16 protein-coding genes are annotated in these 16763 nt (G+C 38.1%); 12 read left to right on the forward strand and 4 right to left on the reverse strand.

Annotated elements, in window-relative coordinates:
• Positions 1–10 precede the first annotated feature (10 nt).
• The 4 genes from hinT to H4J62_RS06125 all read left to right on the forward strand — a co-directional run bounded on the left by hinT (position 11) and on the right by H4J62_RS06125 (position 3001).
• Positions 11–361, forward strand: a complete 351-nt coding sequence (gene hinT / locus H4J62_RS06110; protein ID WP_182215258.1) for a purine nucleoside phosphoramidase — start codon at positions 11–13, stop codon at positions 359–361.
• A gap of 120 nt (positions 362–481) precedes the next feature.
• Positions 482–1555: a sensor histidine kinase gene (locus tag H4J62_RS06115; protein ID WP_070376930.1), complete on the forward strand. Its 1074-nt coding sequence runs from the start codon at positions 482–484 to the stop codon at positions 1553–1555.
• Entirely contained in the window at positions 1552–2376 is an 825-nt protein-coding gene (locus tag H4J62_RS06120; protein WP_070373519.1) for a LytTR family DNA-binding domain-containing protein, read from the forward strand. The genes H4J62_RS06115 and H4J62_RS06120 overlap by 4 nt, the downstream gene beginning before the upstream one ends.
• Before the next feature lie 379 nt (positions 2377–2755).
• Entirely contained in the window at positions 2756–3001 is a 246-nt protein-coding gene (locus tag H4J62_RS06125; protein ID WP_070373520.1) for a CDGSH iron-sulfur domain-containing protein, read from the forward strand.
• A gap of 193 nt (positions 3002–3194) precedes the next feature.
• Here H4J62_RS06125 and H4J62_RS06130 read toward each other — a convergent pair whose 3' ends face one another.
• Both H4J62_RS06130 and H4J62_RS06135 read right to left on the reverse strand, forming a co-directional pair.
• Positions 3195–3389: an MBL fold metallo-hydrolase gene (locus tag H4J62_RS06130; RefSeq protein ID WP_220466035.1), complete on the reverse strand. Its 195-nt coding sequence runs from the start codon at positions 3387–3389 to the stop codon at positions 3195–3197.
• Between the two features lie 17 nt (positions 3390–3406).
• Positions 3407–3862 (reverse strand): cytochrome C, encoded by a 456-nt coding sequence (locus H4J62_RS06135; protein WP_182215253.1) that lies wholly within the window; start codon positions 3860–3862, stop codon positions 3407–3409.
• A 567-nt stretch (positions 3863–4429) separates the two neighbouring features.
• On the opposite strand from H4J62_RS06135, the gene H4J62_RS06140 reads away from it, so the two are divergent.
• From H4J62_RS06140 to H4J62_RS06155, 4 genes are all read left to right on the forward strand, one after another.
• Complete coding sequence (locus tag H4J62_RS06140) at positions 4430–4939, forward strand: DUF1269 domain-containing protein (RefSeq protein WP_182215252.1); 510 nt, start codon at positions 4430–4432, stop codon at positions 4937–4939.
• A gap of 466 nt (positions 4940–5405) precedes the next feature.
• Entirely contained in the window at positions 5406–6524 is a 1119-nt protein-coding gene (gene hflK, locus H4J62_RS06145; protein ID WP_182215250.1) for an FtsH protease activity modulator HflK, read from the forward strand.
• A complete protein-coding gene (hflC, locus tag H4J62_RS06150) occupies positions 6521–7504 on the forward strand; it encodes a protease modulator HflC (protein ID WP_070373525.1) in 984 nt (327 codons plus the stop codon). The genes hflK and hflC overlap by 4 nt, the downstream gene beginning before the upstream one ends.
• 139 nt (positions 7505–7643) lie before the next feature.
• Complete coding sequence (locus H4J62_RS06155) at positions 7644–7859, forward strand: hypothetical protein (protein WP_182215249.1); 216 nt, start codon at positions 7644–7646, stop codon at positions 7857–7859.
• Between the two features lie 168 nt (positions 7860–8027).
• On the opposite strand, the gene acnA is transcribed toward H4J62_RS06155, so the two are convergent.
• Positions 8028–10766: an aconitate hydratase AcnA gene (gene acnA / locus H4J62_RS06160; protein ID WP_182215247.1), complete on the reverse strand. Its 2739-nt coding sequence runs from the start codon at positions 10764–10766 to the stop codon at positions 8028–8030.
• 391 nt (positions 10767–11157) lie between these two features.
• The gene (locus H4J62_RS06165; protein WP_182215246.1) at positions 11158–11607 is read right to left on the reverse strand and encodes a universal stress protein; all 450 of its coding nucleotides are present in this window, start codon (positions 11605–11607) and stop codon (positions 11158–11160) included.
• Between the two features lie 540 nt (positions 11608–12147).
• Here H4J62_RS06165 and H4J62_RS06170 point away from each other — a divergent pair.
• The 4 genes from H4J62_RS06170 (at position 12148) to H4J62_RS06185 (ending at position 16650) form a co-directional block, all read left to right on the forward strand.
• Positions 12148–12912, forward strand: coding sequence for a Crp/Fnr family transcriptional regulator (locus tag H4J62_RS06170; protein ID WP_182215244.1), 765 nt, complete (start codon positions 12148–12150; stop codon positions 12910–12912).
• Positions 12913–13326: 414 nt separating this feature from the next.
• Positions 13327–14034 carry a Crp/Fnr family transcriptional regulator gene (locus tag H4J62_RS06175; protein ID WP_182215242.1) on the forward strand — a complete coding sequence of 236 codons (708 nt, stop codon included), beginning with the start codon at positions 13327–13329 and terminating at the stop codon, positions 14032–14034.
• Positions 14035–14368: 334 nt separating this feature from the next.
• Entirely contained in the window at positions 14369–14866 is a 498-nt protein-coding gene (locus H4J62_RS06180; protein WP_182215241.1) for a pyridoxamine 5'-phosphate oxidase family protein, read from the forward strand.
• A gap of 98 nt (positions 14867–14964) precedes the next feature.
• Complete coding sequence (locus tag H4J62_RS06185; protein ID WP_182215239.1) at positions 14965–16650, forward strand: thiamine pyrophosphate-dependent enzyme; 1686 nt, start codon at positions 14965–14967, stop codon at positions 16648–16650.
• The last annotated feature ends 113 nt before the right edge of the window (positions 16651–16763 follow it).

Raw genomic sequence — 16763 nt, forward strand, 5'->3', positions numbered from 1 at the left:
GGAGCATATCATGGCAGAAGAAACTATTTTTTCAAAAATAATCAGACAAGAAATACCAACACCTTTACTCTATCAAGATGAACTCGTAACAGCATTTAGAGACATAACACCACAAGCGAGTACCCATGTTCTTATTATTCCGAATAAATTAATTCCGACGGTTAATGATGTCACTGACGATGACGAGCTCACTCTAGGGCGCATGATCACTGTCGCTAAAAAAATAGCCAAAGAAGAGGGCATTGCTGAAAATGGCTACCGCCTTATTATTAATTGTAATGATCATGGCGGCCAAGAGGTTTATCACATCCATATGCACTTAGTCGGTGGGCAACGTTTAGGTAAAATGATAGCGCTTTAAAGCTTTGTATTTATATTGAATACAAATGAGTTGAGTCGCTGAAATGCTACGGTCAACGGTAATGCGTGAATGGCAAAGCTACTTCATAATTATTATAAGATTTTTTATTGGTTATACTGCGTGAATTGGAAAGAATTATTAGAAAATAAGAACCGACTGTTTTGGTTAGTGCATAGCACTAGTTGGTTTGGATTTGCTTTAGTGCATTATTTAGGATCATTATTACATGATCCTCGTGATATTTTTGTCGTGATAATTTTTCTCAATGCTTATGCAGGTTGGCTGTTCACTGTGCCTTTGCGCTACCTATATCGTAGAGTTTGGAATTTTAGTCCGGCAAAAATAGCCGTTGTGGTCATAGTCGCCTCTTATTTGGTTGGCGTACTTTGGCAAGTTGTTAAAAACATTAACCACTGGGAAATATACAAGCACGGTTATCGCCCTGATTTTTGGCTGTACTACACCACTAACAGTGTTTATTCATTTTTTATTATTTTGAGCTGGAGTGGTTTATACTTTGGTACAAAATATTATCAAATGCTGCAAAAAGAAAAACAAAATGTTTTAGAAGCTAACAGTGTCGCTCACCAGGCTCAGCTTAAAATGCTGCGTTATCAGCTCAATCCTCATTTTTTGTTTAATACTCTTAATGCAATCTCTACCCTTATTTTGGTTAATGAAAATAAAATAGCCAATGGTATGGTGACTAAATTAAGTGAGTTTCTTCGTTATTCTCTTGATAAAGATCCGATGAAAAAAGTCACCTTAAATAGTGAGTTGCATGCACTAAAACTTTACCTAGATATAGAAAAAGTTAGATTTGAAGACCGATTATGTGTAGAGTTTATCGCAGCGGATGATTGTAAAAATGCCTTAGTACCCAGTATGATATTACAACCTATTGCTGAAAACTCTATTAAGTATGCTATTGCTTCTCAAGAGAGTGGCGGTACCATTAAAGTTACGGTGACCCGCTTTGCCAATGACTTATTATTAGAACTTGCCGATGATGGTCCTGGCGCTGAAATTAAAAATGGTAATCTTTATCGTGAAAATGGTGTTGGCCTCGCAAATAGCCGAGAAAGATTAGCCGCATTGTACGGTAGTGATTTTTCTTTAGTTGTTGCCAATAATACGCCAAAAGGTGTTAAAGTGAGCATTAGAATGCCCTATGAACTAGAGATAAATACATGACAAAGCTTCTGTCAACAATCATAGTTGATGATGAACCTTTAGCAAGGAAAGGCCTTGCCGTAAGATTAGCGGATCATAAAGACGTTGATATTATTGCGCAATGCCATAATGGTCGTGAAGCACTTGAAGCTGTGCGAGCCTATGAACCTGATTTAATGTTTCTTGATATTCAAATGCCAGGCCTCAATGGTTTTGAAGTCGTGCAAGCTATTATTGAAAGAGGATTAAAGCTACCCATTGTTATTTTTGTCACCGCCTTTGATCAATATGCCTTACAAGCCTTTGAAGTTCACGCACAAGACTACCTGTTAAAGCCTGCTGATGAAACTCGCTTAGCCGAATCTATGGACAAGGTTAGGCAGAGCCTGATCAGCTCAGAAAATGCTGCTCATAAATCTAAACTTATTCAGTTAGTCAGTGATGTTACCGGTAATGATTGTGACAAAATTTTAGCTGAGCTCGCAAATAATCAACCGGTAAGTTTATCTTCTTACTCTGATATCTTGGCTATAAAAGATGCAGGCGAAGTGAGTAGAGTCCCAGTTAAAGACATTTTATGGATTGACGCTGCGGGAGACTATATGTGTGTTCATACCCATAGTGCTACACATATATTACGTAAAACCATGAAGCAGCTTGAAGAAATATTAGACCCAAAGCAATTTGTACGCAGTCATCGCTCAACCATAGTTAATAAAAATTATGTTGATAAGTTTTGTAGTCAACTTAATGGCGAATATTACTTAGTGATGAGTAATGGCAAAGAATTAAAAGTGAGTCGAAGTTACAAAGAAAAAGTTAAACAAGCTGTTGGTATTTAAAGCGTCAAAATTAGTATTTCCAATTGAATTATTTGCTTAACGTCTCTGTTATTAACAGCGCAGGTTTTTTTAATCCACCTTTTCATTGAACGCTATTCCTTAAGCAGCCTTGTTTTTAATGGCTTTAGTCTTTTGGGTTAACTTTATTATTGTTACTTCACTTGGCATAGTTATTCTTCAAATGTCAGAGGATAAAATTTTAAAATCCCTTTAATGACCTTGGACTTTAGTGCAGTTTTCTTATGATTTTTTTACTCAACAGATAATTAAAGTTCAACTGGGATAAATAACAGTTGGCTTTTATGGCTTTATCGCTTACTTTAAATATCAGTTACTTGCCTATTTATCGGGCGCTATATATCAATTAATGGAGATTACTATGTCTACACCAGTACGAGCATCTGACACACCTTTTGCAGTCGACGTTGAAGAAGGTAAAAAATATTCTTGGTGTTCTTGTGGGGAAAGCCAAAAACAACCCTTTTGTGATGGCTCTCATAAAGGCTCAGAATTCTCACCAGTAAGATATACCGCAACAGAGTCAAAAAAAGTATTTTTTTGTGGCTGTAAACAAACGGCATCTCAGCCGATGTGTGATGGTAGCCATAAAAAAGCCCTAAGCTAAAATTTTTTATCTGCGACTAGGCAAAGACAAACGCTGTTTTGTTTGACCCTAGTTTTATCAGTATTGTCGACAAACCAATTAACAAAGATATTAACCAATTCCCTTCCTTATAATAATATCTTGGTCAATGACCATGCAAATTGCCACCCCCTCTTAGATTATAATATTTTACTTATAACTTGCTTGGGTTACATTAGCCTGATGCATGTGTGATCACCACAGCATCTAACTCACTAACATCAAAAGGGAAGGGGTCATGGTTGTGTTTTTCATGGTGATGAGAACCTTGAAACATACCACATTCAATCAGTATATTTTTGTTATTACCCTGTACCAAATAGCAAGAGCCAGTGACTTCTCTAGTGGCTCCAAAAAATTTAATGTTCATGTTAACTCCCATACCTTTTAATGTGGATAATATTGATATCTGGTTTGTTGATAAGGTTTTAATGAATAGTTAGGTTGTAAAAAAGATACTAAATCAATGAGTTCAGTCACAGTCATTACATCATTAAAGACTTTCATCTTTGATTCACCCTGAGGTGTTCTAAACTGTGGTGAATGTAAATTTGAAAATTTATGGGATGGATTAATAATAGAGGTAACCAATTCAGCATAAGTGACTATTTTAGTTTTTTTACCACCCAGGGAAATTGAAAGGGTTTGCTGCTTTGCAATACTATCATCCTTAACACCATCGAGTGTGTGGCAGGCTAAACATTGATATTTTAAGAAAGCTATTTTACCTGCTTCAATATTCCCTGTAGGCAGACTAAATCCTCTTGGTGAGTCAATTCCGTTATCACAACTGAACAGTGTTAATGACATAACGACAAGTAAACTCAATAGAAAGTATTTCATTATTATTCCTTAATCATTTTTAGGTTGAATTATTAGCCAGCTAGTTAACACTCTGCGCTATATGAAGATAATAGAGAATCAATTCTTGCCCATTAATAATGACAAATGAAATAAAAATTTCTAATCATATCAAGGGTCATTCATTAAATAGCAGAATAAATTAAACAGATACCTAAGCAAAGGTAGAGGTAGTAGCTTCTACTAATCGATTGATTTTTAGTCTAGTTACTGTTGATAAAGAGCGCTAGTTTATCTGAATCAAGGTTGATACAGATCAATCAGCTTGTCGTTAGTTAAGATCTCATTGATAAGCAGAGAGTAAGTTTTGACGTTGTTTATCATAGCTTAAGCAATGCAATTTATGACTTTAGATCACTTCATTAAATAATGTGTGGCAACGCACAGACGCTTTGTGGATATGAATTTATGATGACTTATGGATAAACATGCACTTTATCGATAGGGGAATTATTAAAATTTTCCTTCTTGTTTTAATCAAATACTGCAGTTCATGCCTGTTAACATTATAAGGTTTTTAGCCAGTGTGGCTGCACACAGGAGCAACAAATGAAACGTATTTATTTTCTAGCCCCCGATGTTAAGGTTACATGTGAATTGGTAAACTTGTTTCGTGCTGATGGCATTAACGACAGTCAAATGCATCTAATAGCAAACGATAAAATCGATTTAAGCGAACTCCCCAAAGCGGATGCATTGGATGATTCAGACTTGTACCCAGCGATCAAACGGGGTGTTATTGCTGGTGGAACTACTGGATTATTGGCAGGTCTGGCGGTTATAACCCTTCCGGCTACGGGTTTAGCCCTTGGTGGTGCCGCTATTTTAGGTTTTACCGTTGCGGGTGCGAGTTTTGGTGCTTGGGTCTCAGGTATGGTAGGCGCTGGTTTAAGTGATCAGGAGAAGGTTGCATGCGAAACTGCAATTAGTAATGGCGAAGTGCTGATGATGTTGGATGTTCCAGCTGATCACCAGATTGAGGTATATCACGATAAAGTAGCCAGTGTTTGTCCGCTGGTTGAGATTCGTCAAACAGAAATTACTGTCCCACCACTTTAGCCCTCCTTTTAAATAGAGACCTTGCCTGCACAAGTGCGTCAGTAATTATCTACTACTGGCCACATCAAGGGTTAACGTAAGCACTTATAAAAAAAAATCACCATTTGAATTTTTCAGATTCAATGGAAAGTTATCTAATAAATCCAAGCTGTGAAAACGTTATTTCGACACTCAACTTCAATCAAAATTCAATATTTGTGATGATGTTCTATCTATCACCGGCTGTATTAACTGAAATGATTTATGACGACTACGTGTGGTATCGAACAGAAAACTAATATTATTTATCGTAGAATTTTCTGATGATCCTGACTAGGAAATTACAAAGTGTGTCTATCCAAAAACAAATAATATAATACGATTTATTTAATTAAAGTTATATTTTACAGTTTGATAGGATGGGGCAGTCATTAATTATAAAGTTAAAACCTATTTTTCGAAGGTTAGTTAATAAAGAGAGGAGCCTATGACGCCAGATAATAACAACGCTAAAAAGCCCAAATCAGAGCTACCTGATCTAAGCAAAGTAGTCGGTAAATTTTTTCAAAAGTATCAAGAATTACTGCCAACGAGTAGTGGCAAAAAACCTGGATGGATTATCCTTGCAGTTATATTGCTCACTGGTGGTATTTATACCGCGGTATACACAGTTCCTAGCGATTCTGTAGCCGTTGTACTGAGATTTGGTAAGTTTGAAGCTATTTTCCCCGCGGGTTTACATTTCAAATTACCTTTAGGTATAGAGCAAGTGAACATAGTGCCAACAAAGCGGCAGTTGAAGCAAGAGTTTGGCTTTTCAACGCCTGGTGCTAAAGACCCTGACCAAAATATCTCCATAAACAACTCGTTCAATGATTCTTTAAACAATATAGGCCGTAGTGCTCGTGAGCGTGACTTAGCCGTAGCAAGTAATCAAGTGGGTGAAACGCAAATGGTGACGGGGGATTTGAACACTGCACTGGTGGAATGGGTTATTCAGTATCGAATTGCTGATCCCAAAAATTACTTATTTGAAGTACGTGATCCAGCAGGTACGTTACGCTATGTTTCTGAATCAGTGATGCGTGAAGTGGTAGGTGATAGAACTGTTGACGAAGTGATCACTATTGGCCGCCAAGAAATTGAAGTTGAAGCACTTAAAAAAATGCAGGCTTTGGCAACTAAATATGTAATGGGCATTAGTATCGACCAAGTTCAATTAAAGAATATTAATCCGCCAAAGCCCGTTCAAGCGTCATTTAATGAGGTAAATCAGGCTCAACAAGAAAAGGAAAAGCTGATTAATGAAGCGCGCCGAGATTACAATCGTATTATCCCATTGGCAGAAGGCGAGCGAGATCAACGTATTCGCGAAGCAGATGGCTATAGAATAAAACGAATTAATGAAGCAGAAGGTGATGTATTACGTTTTAATGCACTATATGACCAATTTAAATTGGCGCCAGAGGTCACGCGCAGGCGCATTTACGTGGAGACCATGCAAAAAGTAATGCCATCCATAAGCAATAAAATTATCATCGATAGTGGCACAATAGATGTCTTACCTTTGCTTGATTTAACATCTATTGAAGGGAGAAAACCATGAAACGTTATTTAAGCTTATTCACGAGTATTTTGCTATTCGTTATTATTACCTTACTTTATGGCGCCTTTTATACCGTAAATGAAGTCGAACAAGTCATTATTACGCAATTTGGTCGTCCCGTGGGGGAGCCGGTTGTTGATGCTGGTATTAAGTTTAAATTACCTTATATTCAGCAGGTTAATTCGATTGATAAACGTGTGTTGGAATGGGAAGGTACACCTTCAGATATGCCGACAAAGGACAAGTTATATATTTCTGTTAGCTTATATGCACGCTGGCAGATAACCGACCCATTGCCGTATTTTTTACGTCTGGGTGATGAACGCAGTGCGCAATCGAGATTAGATGATATTTTTGGTAGTGAGACACGAAATGCGGTAGCAACACATAAGCTAATTGAAATTATTCGGACCACGAAAGGCCGTCAACCTCTGCGTGACCCATTGTTAACTGATGCAGAAAAAGCATTAGATATGGGCAGTTTAGTACCTATCCATAAAGGTAGGAAACTTGTCGAACAAGACATATTTAACGCCGCGGCAGAAAAGGTTAAGGTGTTTGGTATTGAACTATTAGATATTCGTTTTAAGCGCATTAATTATAATGAAAGTGTACGACCTAAAATTTATGAGCGGATGATCAGTGAACGTCGCCAAATTGCCGAAAGGTTCTTATCTGAAGGCAAAGGTGAGGCAGCTAGAATATTAGGCAACCGCGAACGTGATTTAAATAAAATTCAATCAGAAGCTTATCGTCAAGTTGTAGAAATTCGCGGTAAAGCCGATGCTAAAGCCGCTGGAATTTATTCTACCGCACATAGCCAAAGCCAAGAATCTATTGAATTTTATGCTTTTACACGAACCTTACAAGCCTATGAGCTTGCTATTGGCGAAGATACGACATTAGTACTGTCGACTAACAGTGACTTATTTAAATATTTACACAATGCCAACCCCCCAAAAAATATCATCGAAAAGTAAGCGCTACATTGATATTTTAAATAGCATCAATACGAATAAGTCTACATATAAAAACTGCTTTACTGGTACTCCTAATTTGCATCGTTAGATGCTAGGAGTAGCGGTGACTATCATAAAGAATAATTAACGGAGTGTTATCATGGGATCTCATCATACGAATCAAAATAAACACGCTACCGTGAACTTCTCTGCTTTGAAAACCGCAATAGGAAATGGCGAAGCGTTATTAATAAAAAACTTACTAGCAAATCAATCCATGCAAGATCTTGAAAAAAAATACCTCATTAATTTAGCCTATATAAACAACAACCCCAGTATTATAGAACTACTCGAAGGTATTCCTGTTAAGGAATAGGCCATTAGTATCGTTAATATTGACTAGGGTTCAGGCATTTACATTTAAAATCTAAAGTTGAATGTTAACCTCTACAACAATGAATAATAAACAGGTCAACAATATGACCTGTTTATACATTATGCTAAAAAATTTACCCTTCAAAATTAATTAAGAAGGGTAACAACATTAGTCTGTCGACGCTAAATTTCGTAGCACATAATGTAATATGCCACCATGTTGGTAGTATTTGAATTCGTTGGGTGTATCAATACGAATTTTTACTTCAAAGGAACGTTCATTACCCTCTTCATTTTTAACAGATACTGTCACCGTTTTCTGCCCAATACTCACGGCAGGAATACTGAATTGCTCTTCACCTGTTAGTTTTAGTGACTCGGCATTATCATCTGGCATAAATTGCAATGGTAATATCCCCATGCCGACTAAATTAGAGCGATGAATACGTTCGTAACTCTGTGCAATAACCGCTTTAACGCCCAATAAAGCTGGCCCTTTGGCGGCCCAATCACGAGAACTGCCCGTACCATACTCTTTTCCAGCTAAAACAATCGAAGCAATGTTTTGTTGTTGATATTGCATCGCCGCATCAAAAACACTCATTTTTTCACCCGATGGCATCAGTGTCGTCCAACAGCCCTCAGTGCCGGGTGCTAATAAATTTCGTAAACGAACATTGGCAAAAGTACCGCGCATCATCACTTCATGATTACCGCGTCTAGAGCCATAAGAATTAAAGTCTTTGGGTGAGACGCCTTCACTTTTTAAATACTCAGCCGCGGGGCTATCTAGCGCAATCGAACCGGCAGGAGATATATGGTCAGTAGTGACACTATCACCCAGTTTTAATAAACATCGAGCATTTTTAATTGGGTTAATAGTTGGTATTTTTGCGCTAATATTATTAAAAAATGGTGGCAATTTAACGTAGGTAGAAGCTGGCCAATCATATTTTTGGCTTTGTACTATATCCAGCGCTTGCCAGTCTTTATTACCGCTATAAACATCTTCATATCGGGAAATAAACATTGAACTGTCGATAACTTTTTCGATAACTTGTTTAATTTCCTGACTATCTGGCCAGATGTCATGTAAATAAACCGGTTTACCTGTAGGGTCATCACCTAGTGAGCCCGTGGTAATATCTATCTTCATATTACCCGCTAAAGCATAAGCAACGACCAAAGGAGGAGAGGCTAAATAATTAGCTTGGACTTCTGGATGAATACGACCTTCAAAGTTACGGTTACCCGATAAAACAGAGGTAACAGATAAATCGCCTTGATGAATAGCGTCGCTAATTTCGGTAGGTAAAGGGCCGGAGTTACCAATACAGGTAGTACATCCGTATCCGACTAACTGAAAACCAAGGGCATCTAAATCTTCATTTAAGCCAGATTTAAGCAGATAATCAGTGACCACTTGTGAACCAGGTGCAAAACTGGTTTTTACCCAAGGTTTAACCGTTAATCCTCGCAACCGGGCATTTCTGGCTAATAGTCCAGCGGCAATTAATACCGATGGATTTGAGGTATTAGTGCAACTGGTAATTGCCGCTATAACGACGGATCCGTGTTTTAATACAAAGTCTTCATCAGCATACTGACAGGGAACGCCTGAATCTTCATTACTAGCAGGTAATAGTACCGAAGGTTGTCCGCCTTCACTTTCAAAGCCACTTTCACTATCGCTCGAGACTGCTTGTTTTATACCGTGTTGTAAAGCTAACCAGTCACGATACGCCAGACCGGCACGGTCAAGTGAAATTCTGTCTTGAGGACGTTTAGGACCAGCAATAGAAGGCACTACTTCATCTAGTTTTAATGATAATCGGCTATGATAAACAGCATGCTGTTGAGATTGCGTTCCCCACATATCCATCGTTTTTAAATAGGACTCTACGCGTTCAATGTGGTCACTGTCACGCCCGGTTAATTGCAGATAATCGGTAGTTTGATGATCGATGGGGAAAATTCCACACGTTGCCCCATATTCTGGCGCCATATTGGCTATGGTCGCTCGGTCGGCCAAGGTCAGCTCATTCACCCCAGAACCAAAGAACTCGACAAACTTACCAACCACACCTGCAGCACGTAATTGTTCGGTTACCGTTAAGACTAAGTCAGTCGCTGTAGTTCCTGCAGGTAATTTCCCCGTTAATTCAAAACCAACAATCTCAGGTATTAACATGGTCACGGGTTGTCCCAGCATCGCCGCTTCAGCTTCGATACCGCCGACTCCCCAACCTAACACACCTAAGCCATTAATCATGGTGGTATGTGAATCGGTGCCAACCAAGGTATCAGGGTAAAGTAAATTATTCTCGTCGGGCTTTTTGAATACTACGCGGGCTAAATATTCGAGATTTACCTGATGTACAATACCACGGCCCGGTGGTACCACTTTAAAATTATCAAAACTTTGCTGACCCCAACGTAAAAACTGATAACGTTCGCGATTACGCTGAAACTCAATTGCGGTGTTTTTTTCCATCGCATCAGCTTGACCAAACACATCGACCATAACTGAATGGTCGATGACCAATTCGACTGGATTTAATGGGTTTATTTTTTCGGCTTTTCCACCCATTTTGACTATCGCATCTCGCATAGCCGCTAAATCAACTACGGCGGGTACCCCAGTAAAGTCTTGCAAAATTACGCGAGCAGGTACAAAGGCAATTTCAGTATCCTGCCAGTTGTCTACATCCCAATTGGCTAAGGTTTCAATATCCCCTTGTTGGACAAAGTCACTATCTGCATGTCGTAATAAGTTTTCTAAAAGGATTTTAGCGGCAAAAGGCAAACGTGAAAGGTCATACTTATCCGCTAAACCATCAAAACTGTGGTAGTGGCAAATTTCACCATTAATTTCAAGTTGCTTCAAACGTTGTATAGAGTTGGCCATTGTCGTTATCTCCATTAAAAGTATTAATCTGATTGGTATACGCATAATGATAAACGTAGTTAATATACCCTAGCATACATGGACGAAAACATAATGTGGCAGCCAAAATAAAGGGCTGGTAACATGTATAGTTATATAACAATCAGTAGGGTGTTTATTACAAATGAGACTCGAGTCAAATAATTTATCATGATAAGTCGATTTGATAAGACAGGATAAATTAGTGATACGACCCTCGATAAAAACCTGTTATGGAAAGGTAAGTCTTGCTGCAACCGATAGATAATTAACGATATTATATTAATTACCGACTTAATTGATTGGCTCGTTCACAGCAGGTTCGTTACCATCATAATATTCAAAGCAATATATTTATTGCTTAAATCAATGCTTATTGCTCTTTATAGCGCACTGCCAACACATCACATTTTGCGCCGTGTAAAATGGCATTTGCGGTAGAGCCTAATAATAACCGTAAACCATGTACGCCATGGCTACCGGTTATAATTAAATCGACATTTTCGTGCTCTGCGAAAGCCAATATTTCTTCGCTAATATATCCGACCGATATACACAAGTGTTGTTCGGTGATATTTAGCCTTTTAGCTAATGGTTGAAGTATCTCTTTGGCTTGTTCTTTTCGTTTTTCTGTATTACCAAAACTGCCAACTGGGTCTGGACTCGGAACAACACCGAGTGCTCCACCATAATTAGGTATCGGCTCTACCACATGAATAATACTGAGTTTAGCGTCGGTGAACTGTTGTAATTGAGCGACTTTATCTTCAATATAGTTTTTTGAATCATGAAGTTCTGTGGCAAATAAAATATGTTTATACATAACGTTTTCCTCTATTAAATGATAAGGGTTTTATTGGTGGCTGGCAAAGCATTAACTTGTTGTTTTACCTGTTTTAAAGGGTGCTACTTCTTTTACTGAAGTAAAACTTTTATGGTCTTGTCCATTCCATTAATGAATAAAATTTTATAACGCTAAGCTCTAAATACTACCTTGTACTTTACGTAAAGATATATCTGTACGCTGTCACACATAACCTAATAATTATCGTACTATTTTTTATGCGAAAGCCACTAGAGCAGTAGGCTATTTCTTCGTTAGACTTTACCGTAGTGGAAAGTTTAAGTTTTTGTCTTTAAATGTTATTGTTGTTTTTTATGTTGTTATATCTGAATGTAAGCGCATCTACTTTAGGTGGTCTAAATGTCGATTAGTGCGATATATACTTTAATTACCTAAAATAAAAATGATCATCTAAAAAGAGTGTTGTGTACGGTATCGAACCGAACAGCGAGATTGTTTTTGTTAAGGTATAATAATATCTAGTAGCTTGATTTAATTCTTAAGAAGGGACGACTCACGATGCAAAAAATAATCGACACTCAAATTACCCCCTTACAAAATAACTTACTAGCTGTCTTGCCTGATGAAGTAAAAGAACGACTTTTTCCTTTTGTTGAATTAGTAAAGCTAGAGTTAGGCGAGGTGATGTACGAAGCCGGTGATAAGCTCGCTAATGTATACTTTCCCGTTGACTCTATTGTTTCTTTATTATACGTAATGGAGAGTGGCGCTTCGGCAGAAATTTCTGTGGTCGGTAACGAAGGCGTTGTTGGTATTGCGTTGTTTATGGGCGGAGAAAGTACATCTAGCCGAGCTGTGGTTCAAAGTGCAGGTTATGCTTATCGGCTTAAAGGAAAACGCTTAACCGAAGAATTCCATCGACATGGAAAATTGTTAGGTGTAATGCTTCGTTATACCCAATCCCTTATTACTCAAATGTCACAGACTGCAGTATGTAATCGCCACCATACGATTGATCAGCAATTATGCCGTTTTCTTTTACTGTCGCTTGACCGTTTACCCGATAATACCCTAGTGATGACTCAGGAACTTATTGGTAATATGTTAGGGGTTCGCCGAGAAGGTGTGACCGAAGCTGCGGGAAAACTGCAGAAGTTGGGTGTCATTGATTATCATCGCGGTCATATTACCGTATTAAATAGGCAGAAACTTGAAAGCTTAAGTTGTGAATGCTACGCGGTTGTAAAAAAAGAAACCGACCGATTGCTCCCTCATGAAAACGAAAAAGTTTATTATCAATCAAAAAACGTTATTAATCTTTAATCAAGGTTATTTGTTTTAATGAGTAATACTGTCTTTTATCTTTATAAATTGATGATTTTTATCAGTATTAAAGCTCAGTTTTTAATCAGCTTAGATATTTAGCACAATATCACCTATTGCGCTAAATAAGGCTGTCACGCCATTGACTTTTATCAAAAATTTTCCTGCAATATCCGCATCAAAACGTTAAGACTTTAGCGCTGGCATTGAAGAAAACCTCGCGACATTATAGACACCGCTATTGCTTAGTGAACTAATCATTTAAATATGTAAGTTATAAAGTCATATAAGTAAGTAATGTTTGCCAGCGCACAGATCCCCTATTTTATAACGCTTACACTTGACCATTGCTGCTATAAATTAAATTTTAATTATTTAAGGCAATTTCATTTTTCTGTATCAGAGAGCAAACATATGCGATCAAAAGAAAAGCAAGAAGTCACCAATGAGCTGTTAGATGGGCTACCAAGTAAACTCAGAAAAACTATTGTAGCGCAATGCGAGCAAGTCCATTTAACCTCCGGTGATATATTGCATGAGCGCGGGCAAGGCATTGACTACATATTTTATCCTTTAACAGGGTATATTTCACTGGTCACTACAGGTACGAGACACCCACCGCTTGAACTGTGTATTATCGGTAATGAAGGTATGTTGGGTATTTCCAATATCTCAGGAGTACAATCGGCACCTGATAGAGCTGTTGTTCAGGGGTCCGGAACAGCGCTGCGCTTATCTGTTAAGCAATTTCAGTATCAACTGAAAAACTTTCCATTACTGTTAAAAAGATTGAATGATTACCTTTATATTTTGTTTGTGCAAGGTTCACAATCATTAGTCTGCATGCGATTTCATCCCATAGTATCTCGTCTTGCTCGTTGGTTACTCATGACTGATGATAGGGCACATTCTACTCATTTAAACCTAACACATCAATTTCTTGCTGATATGCTTGGTGTTCGAAGAAGCGGGATAACAGTAGCCGCTTGCTTATTAAAAGATAAAAAGTTAATTAGCTATACACGAGGTACCATTCAGATACTTAATCGTAAGGGCTTAGAGCGGGAAGCTTGTGAGTGTTATCAGCTGATGAAAGGTAATTATACCAATAGGTTAAACTAGACCACTTTAGCTATTCGTTTGTTTTAAATAAGCATTAGTAAAGACATCTATTATAACCTCAAACAGTATTTTACACTATTTTTAGTCTGTTAATCAGCGCTAAGACCACCTTAAAAACCCTCTGTTTCAACTTGCCAGCATTAGTTTTAAGCCGTTTAGGATAAAACACACTCTTTAGACAGTACGCTAACGTACAGAGCGACCTCCCTTGTCACCGTATAATATTTTTAGATTTAGCTTAATAAATCAAATATAACTGTTTTTATGTTAACTATCTTAGCCGTCTCTAAAAACAGATAACACCGTTGAATACATTTAATCGGAGAAAATTAGCATGCAAAGTGAAAAGCATTTACAGAGAGATATCTCACATATTCAAAAGCTCATTAATATAGGTGATGTAGCAATGCTTGTTTCTAGGTCCGCTGATGGAATAATGAAAAGTCGACCGATGGAAACCGTTGAAGTTAGCGCTGAAGGAGAACTCTTCTTTTTTACAACGCTATCTTCAGAGTTGATTGGTGAATTGACTGAAAACAGCTTCGTCAATCTTAGTTTTATCAAAGAAGATAACAATTTTATTTCGGTATCTGGGATCACTCAGGTAATTAAAAGTGAAGCTATGTTGATTAAATTATGGGAGTCACGTTATGAAACGTGGATTCAAGATGGATTGGATAACCCAGACATTGCTTTATTGAAAGTAAGTTTAGTGCGAGCAGAGCATTGGAAGCATAACACGATGTTGAACAGCATCAGACAACTATTTACTCCGGGAGTTTCAGCAGTAAATAATGTTCATGAATCAATTGAGCCTGATGAAAGTCGTTAACAGTGAGTAAATATAATAGATAAATTCATAACGCTTTGAGCGTTGTGCTTAATTAAAGTAAATATCGATGAACTTATTTGAAATTGAAAGGGGAATACATGTCTACAATCAAAAAACGTAAAGTTGTCGACCACATTGTAGAGACACTTTACAAATATGGTGTCCGCCATGTCTTTGGTATTCCAGGTGATGCGATTAATGATTTGATGGATGCTATACGCCGCAATGGAAAGATAGAATTCATACAGGTCCGTCATGAAGAAAGTGGGGCGTTTGCCGCATCAGCCCAAGCAAAATTAACCGGTAAGCTTGCCGTTTGTGTTGGTACTGCTGGAGGTGGAGCCATACATTTACTCAATGGCTTGTACGACGCTAAGCTCGACCATGCACCTGTCCTAGCGATAACGGGGCAGTTACCGCGTTCTGAAATAGGTAATAACTCACATCAAGAAATCAATTCATCCGCTCTTTTTTCTGATGTCGCAGTGTTTAATCAAACCTTGTTTGCTGCTGATCGTGTCCCTGAGATCATCCAGCAAGCGTGTAATAGTGCGATTACTGAAAGCGGAGTTGCTCATATTGCCCTACCTGTAGATGTGGCCACGGAGCAAATAGAAGCAGGTATTACTTGTCATCCAATCGCGGGCACTGAAACGGGTAGTACAAAACCTTTAGCATCAGCATCAAACAATACACTTAGCCTAATTCAGCAAGCTAATAAAATTGTAGTTCTTGCGGGTGTAGGGGCTATTCCAGCGCGTCAACAGCTACTTACTTTGTTGAAGAAATGCAATGCACCACTTATTAGAACATTAAAAGCAAAAGTATTACTGCCAGATGAGCATGAATATTCCTTAGGAGGACTTGGCTTACTTGGTACGCGACCATCAATTGAGGCAATAAATAATTGTGATTTACTTATTATGCTCGGTACTGATTTTCCCTACAAAGAATATTACCCTGGAAAAGCGAAAGTCATTCAAGTGGACAAGGATATTCGACACATAGGTCGACGTTGCCCTGTCGATGTATCGATAGTTGGAGAGGTAAGTGAGGTGCTAGAGCAATTAATTATTGATTTACCCCAAAAAGATGACAAAAATTTTCTTGATGAATGTCGTCACCAGAAAATGAAATGGTCAAGAGAACAAGGCGAAAAAGAAAGCTCGCAAGTAGCGCCAATAAAACCGCAGCTTCTAGCACGAACAATCGGCGAGCTTGCCAACAAAGATGCGATTTTTCTTTGTGATACTGGCACGGTGACTGCGTGGGCCGCACGTCATTTACCCGTAACTGAACACCAACTATTTACCCTTTCAGGTAACTTGGCCACGATGGCATTTAGCATGGCTGGCGCGATAGGCGCACAATTAAAATTTCCTGACCGGCAGGTAATAGTACTTATCGGGGATGGTGGTTTTAGTATGTTAATGCAAGAATTTATTACCGTGGTCAATCGTAAATTACCGATAAAGGTTATTATTTTTAACAATGCCAAATTGGGACTAATTCAACTGGAACAAGAAAGCAGTGGTTACCCCAATTATAAAACGGCATTAAAAAATCCAGATTTTGCTGAATTTGCTCGATTATGTGGTGGTGAGGGTTGGAGTATAGAACGCCCTGAAATGCTAGTCGACGCATTGAAAGAGGCATTTACTAGTACTGAGCCCTGTGTGCTTGATGTCCATGTCGATCCAAATGAATTGGTTATGCCGCCCAAACTTGAACTGTCACAAGCAGTAAATTATTCGATTGCTAAAGCTAAAGAGTTTTTAAATTAAAAGGACAGACTTTGTTACGTATCTTGTCGGCGATGATTGAAAAAGAGCTAACAAAGCATTCGTAGCATAAATTAAATTGTAATCACTTAAGAGATTACAAAAGACTATTTAAT

The sequence above is a fragment of the Colwellia sp. BRX8-5 genome, from assembly GCF_014077325.1.
In the GTDB taxonomy this organism is placed as follows: Bacteria; Pseudomonadota; Gammaproteobacteria; order Enterobacterales; family Alteromonadaceae; genus Colwellia_A.

Coding starts and splice junctions, on each gene's coding strand:
- hinT (WP_182215258.1), top strand. CDS start 11: ATGGCAGAAGAAACTATTTTTTCAAAAATAATCAGACAAGAAATACCA.
- H4J62_RS06120 (WP_070373519.1), top strand. CDS start 1,552: ATGACAAAGCTTCTGTCAACAATCATAGTTGATGATGAACCTTTAGCA.
- H4J62_RS06125 (WP_070373520.1), top strand. CDS start 2,756: ATGTCTACACCAGTACGAGCATCTGACACACCTTTTGCAGTCGACGTT.
- H4J62_RS06130 (WP_220466035.1), bottom strand. CDS start 3,389: ATGAACATTAAATTTTTTGGAGCCACTAGAGAAGTCACTGGCTCTTGC.
- H4J62_RS06135 (WP_182215253.1), bottom strand. CDS start 3,862: ATGAAATACTTTCTATTGAGTTTACTTGTCGTTATGTCATTAACACTG.
- H4J62_RS06140 (WP_182215252.1), top strand. CDS start 4,430: ATGAAACGTATTTATTTTCTAGCCCCCGATGTTAAGGTTACATGTGAA.
- hflK (WP_182215250.1), top strand. CDS start 5,406: ATGACGCCAGATAATAACAACGCTAAAAAGCCCAAATCAGAGCTACCT.
- hflC (WP_070373525.1), top strand. CDS start 6,521: ATGAAACGTTATTTAAGCTTATTCACGAGTATTTTGCTATTCGTTATT.
- H4J62_RS06155 (WP_182215249.1), top strand. CDS start 7,644: ATGGGATCTCATCATACGAATCAAAATAAACACGCTACCGTGAACTTC.
- acnA (WP_182215247.1), bottom strand. CDS start 10,766: ATGGCCAACTCTATACAACGTTTGAAGCAACTTGAAATTAATGGTGAA.
- H4J62_RS06165 (WP_182215246.1), bottom strand. CDS start 11,607: ATGTATAAACATATTTTATTTGCCACAGAACTTCATGATTCAAAAAAC.
- H4J62_RS06170 (WP_182215244.1), top strand. CDS start 12,148: ATGCAAAAAATAATCGACACTCAAATTACCCCCTTACAAAATAACTTA.
- H4J62_RS06175 (WP_182215242.1), top strand. CDS start 13,327: ATGCGATCAAAAGAAAAGCAAGAAGTCACCAATGAGCTGTTAGATGGG.
- H4J62_RS06180 (WP_182215241.1), top strand. CDS start 14,369: ATGCAAAGTGAAAAGCATTTACAGAGAGATATCTCACATATTCAAAAG.
- H4J62_RS06185 (WP_182215239.1), top strand. CDS start 14,965: ATGTCTACAATCAAAAAACGTAAAGTTGTCGACCACATTGTAGAGACA.